The 8530-nt window shown below is 60.7% G+C and carries 5 protein-coding genes; all 5 read right to left on the minus strand.

The window, feature by feature from the left end:
- Positions 1–132 precede the first annotated feature (132 nt).
- Positions 133–1989: a polysaccharide biosynthesis protein gene (locus FH975_RS14835; RefSeq protein ID WP_162321976.1), complete on the minus strand. Its 1857-nt coding sequence runs from the start codon at positions 1987–1989 to the stop codon at positions 133–135.
- A 163-nt stretch (positions 1990–2152) separates the two neighbouring features.
- Positions 2153–4813, minus strand: a complete 2661-nt coding sequence (locus FH975_RS14840) for a helix-turn-helix transcriptional regulator (protein ID WP_162321977.1) — start codon at positions 4811–4813, stop codon at positions 2153–2155.
- Positions 4814–5530: 717 nt separating this feature from the next.
- The gene (locus FH975_RS14845) at positions 5531–5842 is read right to left on the minus strand and encodes a metal-sensitive transcriptional regulator (RefSeq protein ID WP_153078383.1); all 312 of its coding nucleotides are present in this window, start codon (positions 5840–5842) and stop codon (positions 5531–5533) included.
- 7 nt (positions 5843–5849) lie between these two features.
- A complete protein-coding gene (locus FH975_RS14850) occupies positions 5850–8072 on the minus strand; it encodes a heavy metal translocating P-type ATPase (protein ID WP_407938639.1) in 2223 nt (740 codons plus the stop codon).
- Positions 8073–8167: 95 nt separating this feature from the next.
- Positions 8168–8440 carry a hypothetical protein gene (locus FH975_RS14860; RefSeq protein WP_162321980.1) on the minus strand — a complete coding sequence of 91 codons (273 nt, stop codon included), beginning with the start codon at positions 8438–8440 and terminating at the stop codon, positions 8168–8170.
- Positions 8441–8530: the final 90 nt, after the last annotated feature.

Below are 8530 nucleotides of genomic sequence, written 5' to 3' on the forward strand. Positions count from 1 at the left end.
CGCAAGACATCCTCCTCTGGGCAGCCGTGCCACGCATACATGTGAGATATTTGGCTGCTTGGCGTATACGTGTTGAGGGTGTGGAGATCGGCGCGACCGGGGCTCAGCACAGCCACACCTGGAGTTGTGGGCTCAGGCAGCACGAGTTTCTCCGATCGCTTGGACTTCGGGAAGGCTGACAACGCGCCACATCGATCCGGTGCAGACCTCGGTGTAGAAGCGCTCGATCGTGTCCCGCGAGGAATCGGCGGACGGGAGCATAGCGGCGTCGAGATCTGGAGCCTCAACGCGACTGATTTTGTCGTGGATTTTGACTACCGAACCCTCATAGTCGCCGAATAGCTCTTCATCGAGCTTCTCGCCGGCACGCAGACCGGTGAAGACAATTTCAGTAGGGGTATTAGACATGGCAACGAGATTGCGTGCGATGTCAACGATCTTTACCGGTTCGCCCATATCCAAGACCATCACGTAGCCGTCCTGCCCGATGGTGGCAGCCTGGAGGACAAGCTGACAGGCTTCAGGAATAGTCATGAAATAGCGGGTCACCTCCGGGTCGGTGACTGTGATCGGCCCGCCCTGGCGGATCTGCTCCTGGAAGGAGAGCAGCACGGAGCCTCGCGAACCGAGCACATTGCCAAAACGCACGGACAGATATGTGCCGCTGGATTTCTTGGTGATGCCACTGACCAACCGCTCGGCGACCCTTTTGCTCCGCCCAAGTTCGCTGGTCGGAGAGGCGGCTTTATCGGTTGAAATGTTGACGAAGGTCTCCACCCCCACCGCATCGGCCGCTTGCAGAACGTTGAGTGTGCCGTGCACGTTGGTCTTCCAGGCTTCCTGCGGGAACCGTTCCAGCACCGGCAGGTGCTTAAGCGCTGCAGCGTGGAAAACGATCTGCGGTCTGGCTTCGTCAAAGACCCGCTCCAGTGCTTGCCGGTCGCGAATATCGGCCAGCACCGTGTTCGGGGAGGTCAGCAGGGCCGAACCGTAGAGCGCCAGTTCCACGCCGTGCAGCGCGGTCTCGTCACGGTCCAGCAGAACGAGGCTCGCCGGTTCCAGGGACCAGAGCTGACGGCAAAGTTCGCTGCCGATCGATCCTCCCGCACCGGTGACTAGCACACGTTTGCCCGCGATCTTGGCACTGATCTCAGTCATATCAGTGCGAATTGGGCTGCGGCCGATGAGATCTTCAACCTTGATGTCACGGATATCCCTGACGTCCACCCGCCGATTGACAAGCTCAGCCAACGGGGGGATTGTCCGGAGCCAGCATCCTGAGGACCTCAGACGCTTGCGGCACACGGCGAGGAACTCAGGTTCTGAGTCGGCAATGGCTACAATCACGCCAGCGACATCGAGGCCGTCAACGACGTCTGCGATGTCCTCGCTGGTGCCACGGACGCGCACCCCATGAACACTCAGGTGCCGTTTCCGGGGATCGTCGTCGATCAGTCCGACCGGGAGATAAGGTCCACCGGGATCCGACAGCATTTGCCGCACCAGCGACTCCGCGGCATCGCCTGCTCCGACAATGAGCACCCGCTCCGCGGAGGTTGGGCGGGTGGCCCTCTGGTGTATGTAGCGGATGGCGTACCGGGTTCCGGACATCAGCACCAACGAGACGGTGACCACGAGCACCACCAGCGCTGCGTCGGCAGGATGGATAATCATGATCACGCACCCGATGAGGACTGTCAGCGCGACGAGTGTGCCGTGCTCGGAGAAGCTGCCGTACTTGAAGCGATTTCCATAGAAGCGGAGGAGCCCGGTGTGAAGCACCATCGCAGTCAGTACGGTGATGCTGAGGCCGAGGCTCCAGGAAGTGTCGGAGGTCAGCCACGCCAGCGTTGCGGCCAGAATCCAGGCGACTGCGTCCAAGAACATTTGCAACCAGGCTCTGTTTTCCCAGATGCCCCGCGAGAGCCTGGTGAATCGTCGCTCGCTCTGTGCTGCGATGACCGATCCCCGGTGATGTGTCGATGTCATTTCTGCCTCCCCTGGTGCTCTGTCAGCTTTCCGTGACGCAAGTAGTGCGCTGCTGCATGTATTGGGATACTTGCGGTGAAGCTCACGCTAGGTGTTGAGATTCGGCCGTTGAAGCACTTTTGGAGCTTCTTGCGGGCATCCGCGGGGGCACTGCGGCAACCCGCTAAGCCGGCGCCAACCGCGGGGCACCCGCAAGCCGGGCCACCAATTCGGTGCGTGAAGACACTCCGAGCTTCCGGTATACGGCGGTGAGCCTGAGCTCAACGGTGCGCAGAGAGACGTAGATTCGGGTCGCGATCTCACGGTTCTTCAGTCCGGCCTGGACTAATTCGGTGACTGCGCGTTCTTCCTCGCTGAGACCGCTCAGCTCGGGGCGAGTTGCTCCCGGCTGTTCGGATGCTTGATGAAGTGTGGAAAGTTCGTGCGCAGTCGGGAGTTTTGCCCCGATTTCCCGGAATAGAGACGCGGCGGTCAGCGAGTGCTCGCGTGAACGTGAGACGGAACCCAGCGACGCGAATCGGTCCGCCAAGGCGGTGTGGATGAGCGCCTGAGACTGCACGGATGCCGGGCGGGCCCGGAGTGCGGCCTGAAGAAGGTCTACGGATTGTTGCCCTGAGGCAAGGAGGGCCTCGCAGCGCCGCACCGCGTCTTCAGCCCACCGTGACGGGGTGTGATCGGTCCTGCTGCGCAGGCGCTTCAGCAGCAACGCTGCGTGTTCGCGGCGGTTACAACGAATCAGTGCTTCTATGAGGTCCGGGTCGTGCCGGTATTGATTCGGGTTCGGCTCACCTGAGCAGCGTTCATCGCAGCGCTGAAGATGCCGTACGGCCTCAACAGGGAGTCCCACTCGCAATAGATAATTACCCTGTAGGGCGCTGAGAGCTGCTAATAGTGACCCGTTGCGGGTCCTGGTGGCATAGGCGACGAGTTCTGCTTCTTTGCTTTGCGCGTCGCTGGCTCGCCCGCTCATGAGCAGGTGCCAGCATTGGAGGAGCAGCAGTCGGTCCCGGCGGATCACATCATGACTGTTCGGGTCGTCTACTAGGGAACCAGCGAGTGCCAGAGCGTGTCCGATCTGCCCGGCTCGAATTGCGATCTCCGTCTTTAGGTACCTAGCCTGAGTCACCCACGTGGTGGTGCCCGCGCAGATATGCAGGAGAAGATCTATGGAGGCTTGGGCCGATTCATAGTGTTCTGTCATCATGAGGGCCGAGGCCATGGTCAGCAGGTACTCGGCGCTCAATTCATCGGCTTCGAGGCCACCAAGTTCCGCGAACCGCATAAGAGCGAGGCGGTCATCTCCGCGGGCAGCCTCTATTGACATTCGGAGGACATCATAGAGTCGCTTCTCGCGAGACCCGAAGTGCTCTTCGAGGGACTCTGCCTCTTTGAGGAGTTCGCAAGCGTCGGCAATTTCGCGGCGATCGCAGTGCAGCAGACCTAGCGCCAGCTGGAGGTTGGCTACTTCACGTGGGGCTGCGGATCGCTCGCTTCGGGTCCAGTTGTTGATGAGTCTCGTCGGCAAGGTTTGATTCTGCAGGTAATCGAGCTGAATCCCGAGGGTGCGAGCGCGGACTGAGACGGGATATTCGTCCGACTCTTGGGCGAACTGCAGGTAACGCGAGGCGAACGCGAATTCACTGCGATCAGTAAGGGCGTCTGCTATGTCGATGAGACGACCCGCTACGGTGCTGACCTCAGCGCTCAAACTGATCGACCGTTCGATGAGCTCGATGCCAGCACCGACTAGTCCGCTCCTGATGAAGCCCAGAGCGTCTGCTGCCAGACTGTTGGCAGTGTCGTCGTCCACCGCAGCGAAGGAACGGTGCCAGTTCTCCATCTCAACGTGATGCTGCGAGCAGGCAGCCTCCAGTTTCTTGTGGAGAGCGTTGCGTTCGCTGCCACTCATGGACCAGTGCGTGGCAGCGCGCACCAGCTCATCTGTGATCAGGAGAAATGGACCTCGCAGTTCGACAATCCCACGGGATTCCAGTTCTGCTAAGAGTACGGACAATTCCGGTATTTCTTGTTGGAGCGTGCGGAAGCGCGTCAGTGGTGCCAGGGAGAGCATTTTGAGGACGTATTTCTGGTTGTCGTCGAGTTCCCCCACGATCTGGTGAGCCATAGAGGCAGCCTCGGAACCGATACGAACAGGGATAGAGATGGCGAAGCGCCCACCCTGCTGACTTTCGGTCATCTCCTGAAGAATCAGCCCTAGCGCGTGTGGCCGGCCCGAGGCAGCTCGCACCGCCATGAGGGCGGATGCGGGACAGATCCGTCCTGCCGTGGCCCGCTGAGCGAGCTCGAGCAATTCCTCGCGTCCTCGGGATTGCAGGTCCAGACAGGGGATCCCTGCGAATGCACTCTCATCGGTAATCCGCCGCGCTGAGACGACTATACGCATACGGTCATCGCTCATACGACGGAGAACATGGCCGAGGGCCGCCTGCGAGGTGAAGTCCATGTCATCACCACCGGGGATAATGATCAGCGTGTTCTCTGGGATCTCAGCCGAATGCAGAGCGGTGAGTACCGTCGATGCCAGATCGAAGTCCGTGGCGTTCTCATCATTCAGCTCAACCGCAAACACTTTCGCATCCAGAGATCGCAGGCCAGCGAGCACAATATCGAGTCCGGAGCGGCGGATCGTAGCCTCGGTGCGGTGATATGGGATCCGGACGGTTCGACCGTCCCATCGACTCTCCAGGCCGCGCAGCAGGAGGCCCGTTCCGGAGCCGATCTCTCCTGTGACTACGGCGACCTTGTGGTGCGCTAGCAGGGCATCCAGCCGTTCCAGATCCTCATGGCCGATCAGCTCTTCCATCACGCACAGCTTCTTGTGAATTGAGGTGACTGGGTGGGGTACGCGACCACCAAGACGCCGGCACCGAACACATCGAACTCATCCGCGCAATCTTCCATGAGTCGCGCCGTCACTGAGGCAATCGGGTACAGCATTTGTCTCCTGAATAAGCATAAGATCAAGACTTTTAAAAAGGTATGCCTCGATCTTAATCAACTGCTTAACTGGCACAGAATACCTATTTATACGTTAGTCCAGGTGGTGCTACTAGCTATTCGCCACTGTGACAGAGACTCGCCAGTGCCAACTCGCCGCAGGCCATGCTCGGAGTATTACCTAATGTCCGCAATGCGGTTCGCGAGAGGTACTCAAAAGTTGCAATCCACGTTCAGAGAGTCTGATCATGCCCTCGTGATCCGGGAGGTGCATGGCGGGCGCACGCCTAGTGACGGCGCCTGTGGTCAGCGCTGACCTGGGATAGCGTCAAGTCAGTAATAGTAGGGGAAGTCCGACCGCTTTGGCTGGCAGGAACTTCAGAGGGTGACTAGCGTGTCGCCGAGTAGGCTCGAGCGCACTCAGCGCATCCGGCCATCGGGGAGCATTCCTGAGATCACGACCACGCGGGCTTCAATGGAGTAAGAAAAATCCTCTTTGGACTAGACAGGCGATGATGGCACAGAGGACTTCCTCTGCCCCGGAATGCGTCCTCATCCAGACCTGGTCGCCGAACCTAGTTCCTTAGGATTTGACGAGTCGGCTGATGGCCTTTGAAGCCTCATTGATCTTAGCTTCAGCTTCAGCGCCGCCGTCCTTGACTGCGGAGGTGACACAGTGCTTGAGGTGATCATCAAGCAGACCTAGTGCAACATTTTCCAGGGCGGAGTTGATCGCACTGATTTGGGTGAGAATGTCGATGCAGTAGGAGTCCTGCTCCACCATTTTGTGGATACCGCGGGTCTGGCCTTCGATGCGCTTCAGACGAGCCAGGTAGCGGTCTTTGTCACTAATATAGCCGTGGTCTGCGGTGCTGGCGTTGGTCGTGGCGGTCATGGTCGTGTCATCTCCTGGTCGTTGGGCTTGTCTCGTCAGGCGCATTTTCAGCGGATGGGGAACGGTCGAGGATCCGGTCGGTGCTTGCTTCCGGGGTGAGGTCGAGCCGGCGCAACAGTTGGGCGTTAAGCGCAACTACGATTGTAGAGACAGACATCAGGATCGCACCGATGCTCATGGGCAGTACAAACCCGACAGGTGCCAGCACGCCAGCCGCCAGGGGGACGGCAGCGATGTTGTAACCGGCAGCCCACCACAGGTTCTGTTTCATCTTCCGATAGCTGGCCCGTGAGAGCTCGAATACGGAGAGTACCGACCGCGGATCGGAGCTGGCAAGGATCACTCCGGCGGACCCGATAGCCACATCGGTACCCGCGCCTATGGCGATGCCGACATCGGCCTGGGCCAAGGCCGGAGCGTCGTTGACGCCGTCGCCTATCATTGCGACTTTGCGGCCCTCTTCCTGGAGCTCAGCGACATTGGCGGCTTTATCCTCGGGTCGGACACCGGCGAAAACCCGGTCAATGCCGAGATCTTTCGCGACCGTATCAGCCACGGCCTGGGCATCTCCGGTGATCATCACCACCTGCACGTCGCGAATGTGCAGAGCATCGACAGCGTCAAGGGACTCGGGGCGGATCTCATCGGCCAGCCGGAGCGCGCCGATGACGTCACCGTCGGCAAGGACGTGGAGGATGATCGCGCCTTCCTCGCGCCACTGATCGGCAATGGCCAGTTCTTCGAGGTGGTGCTGGTCCAGCAGGTGGGGACCGCCAACCTCGATCACGGTGTCACGGTCTCCGGTGTTGACCGCGGCCTTGACCCCGACCGCCGGGGAGGATGAGAAGTCCCTCGCCTCCGGGAGCTGAAGCTCTCGAGATTTGGCAGCGCCTATGATTGCCCGGGCGAGGGGGTGCTCACTGTCGGACTCCGCCGCAGCAGCGAGGGCCAGCACCTGCTCCTCGGTGCGATCACCAACCGGGTCAATACCGGTAACAGTGGGCTCGCCCTTAGTGAGAGTGCCGGTCTTATCGAACAACACCGAGTCCACGGTGCGCATGGACTCCAGGGCGAGGCGGTCCTTAACCAGGACCCCACCGCGGGCGGCCCGTTCGGTGGCGATGGAGACCACCAGCGGGATCGCCAACCCCAGAGCGTGAGGGCATGCGATGACCAGCACGGTGATGGTTCGCACCACTGCCGAGTCCGGCATGCCCAGCAACGCCCAGGTCAGGAAGGTGATTGCTGCGGCACCGAGGGCGAACCAGAAGAGCCAGCCTGCGGCAGTGTCGGCGAGCCGCTGGGCACGGGAGGAGGATGCTTGTGCGTCGGAGACTAGTTTCTGGATTCCAGCCAGGGCGGTGTCCTCACCGATGGCGGAAACCTGCACCCGGAGACCAGAGTCGGTGGCCACTGTTCCGGCGACAACGTGTTCACCAGTGTCGCGGCGGACCGGTTTGGATTCTCCGGTGACCATCGACTCATCCATACTGGCGCTGCCGTCTATGATGGTCCCGTCGGCAGGCACCGAGGAACCCGGGCGGACGATCACCACATCATCGAGGGCCAAATCCGCCGGGGCAATCGTCACCACGGTTTCGCCCTCGACCTTCTCCGCCTCATCCGGCAGCAGCGCGGCCAACGAGTCCAGCGCGGAGGTGGTCTGGGCCAGCGAACGCATCTCGATCCAATGACCCAGCAGCATGATGACCACCAGCAGCGCCAGCTCCCACCAGAAGTTCAGTTCGTGGTCGAGGATGTGAAGGCTCGCCCCCCAGGACGCGATAAAGGCGACAGTGATAGCCAACCCGATCAGCAACATCATTCCGGGCTTGCGGGAACGGATCTCGCTGATCGCGCCGGTCAGGAAAGGCCAGCCACCCCAGAAGTAGATGACTGTGCCCAACACTGGGGAGACCCACCAGATCCATGCAGCATCAGGCAGCTGGTAGCCGACCAAGTGGGCGAACATCTCATTGAACCCGATCACCGGCAGAGCCAGTGCGAGCATGATCCAAAAGAGTCGCCGGAACTGGCCTACATGGTCACCATGACCCCCATGCTCACTGTGACCGCCGTGGGCGGCGTGATCCTCCTGGGTGTCACGGCCACGGTCTCCATGGTCTCCCCCTTGACTGGCATGGTCTTTATGGCGGTGGTTCTCAGACCGATCCTCTTGCATCGTATGCCCACCGTCACGATGGTGGTGAGCACTGTGTGTGTTGGTCATACCGATCTCGTTTCTCGTGCTCGGATGGCCCTCCGCTGAGGCTGACGCGCGTTGGCCGTGGGTCACGTTCTAGGGGTTCGATCTCGTGATGTCGCTCAGGCTGCGTCGGCGTACCGGTCGGGGTCGGCGTCGAAGAGCGGACCGCAGGTCGCGCAGCACAGCCAGTAGCGTTGCCCGTTGTAGTCGCGATACAGCCCTGCCTCTTCGGCCTCGGACTTGATCACCGGGGTCCCGGGCATAACTAGGCATTCGGTGACATCGGCGCTGTTCGTCACCGTCAGGTGATCTGCCTTCGGGGCGTGGCCGCTGCAACTGCCGGGGGCAGCCCCGGGGTCGTGATTCTCTGTGTGGTGGTGGCGTGTAGCCATTCTGCTCAGTCCTTTCTCCGATGGCGTCGATGAAGCGGGTTCAGGTGTTGACCGGCTGATGAACCGGTGTGGTCTTCGCCGGGTGCGGGG

The organism is Nesterenkonia haasae (assembly GCF_010119385.1).
GTDB classification, from domain to species: Bacteria; Actinomycetota; Actinomycetes; order Actinomycetales; family Micrococcaceae; genus Nesterenkonia; species Nesterenkonia haasae.